This window comes from Vibrio sp. Vb0667 (genome assembly GCF_033391095.1).
Genome location: NZ_JAWPOL010000425.1, coordinates 1 through 1,024 on the forward strand (window position 1 = coordinate 1; position 1,024 = coordinate 1,024).

1 protein-coding gene and 1 pseudogene are annotated in these 1,024 nt (G+C 47.0%); both read right to left on the reverse strand.

The window, feature by feature from the left end:
- Positions 1–354: pseudogene (locus R8269_RS26410) on the reverse strand (riboflavin synthase); the annotation flags it as partial.
- 12 nt (positions 355–366) lie between these two features.
- Positions 367–1,024 (reverse strand): bifunctional diaminohydroxyphosphoribosylaminopyrimidine deaminase/5-amino-6-(5-phosphoribosylamino)uracil reductase RibD (ribD, locus tag R8269_RS26415; protein WP_318223059.1); only part of this gene is annotated, 658 nt, incomplete at its 5' end.

Consider the following 1,024-nt stretch of genomic DNA (forward strand, 5'->3'; position numbering starts at 1 on the left):
CGCACGACCAACTTGATTGCGCTCCACAATTTCACCCACGCCGTCCACGTGTCCAGATACAATGTGTCCGCCAAAACGTGTCGTCGGCAGCATGGCTTTTTCTAAGTTAACCTTTTCGCCTACTTGGTAGTTTGCAAAACCGGTTTTTTTCAAGGTCTCGAGAGACAAATCTGCGCTGTAGTAATTGCTGCCAAAGTCAATCACCGTTAAGCACACACCGTTAGTTGCGATGCTGTCGCCTAACTTTACGTCAGACATGTCTAACTTACCTACTTCTACCGTAACGGTAATGTCTTCGCCTTTTGGCGTAATCGCAGTTAATTTACCAACTGCTTCTACAATTCCTGTAAACATAGTGCTTCTTTTCTAAATTTCTTTACGTACAACGGTGGCGGTAATACGGATATCTCTGCCCACCATTCGCACATCAGTAATATTTAAATCGATGACCTGCGCCATCTCCGTCAATCCCAGCGCGCCAATTAAACCACGTCCATCGCTTCCCATTAGTTTCGGAGCGAGATAGACAATCAACTCATCTACAAGGTTAGCTTTGATTAGAGAACTCGCGAGCGTCGCGCCAGCTTCCACCCATAAATGGTTGATATTATGCTGAGTCGCGACCGCTTTTAGGGTCGCAGCTAAATCAATTTTTCCGCTTTGGTCTAGTTGTGGACAAACATCGCCTTCGCTGCTGACAATAATTCGCTCACCTTCGGTACTGAACAGTTTAAGGTCATCACTCAGTTGCTGTTGACGATCGAGTATTACCCGTGCAGGTTGGCGAACTTCCGTCAGCTCATAGTGCGCTTGAACACTCTGCGGCAAATCATCCCAACGAACGTTGAGAGAAGCGTTATCATCCATCACTGTTTTGCTTGTAGACAGAATGCCACCGCTTTGCGCTCGATAACACTGCACGTCTTGACGAGCCTGTGGGGAGGTGATCCATTGGCTCTTGCCATTGCTTAGCGCACTCTGTCCATCTAAGCTTGCTGCCATTTTTAATTGGATAAATGGCATG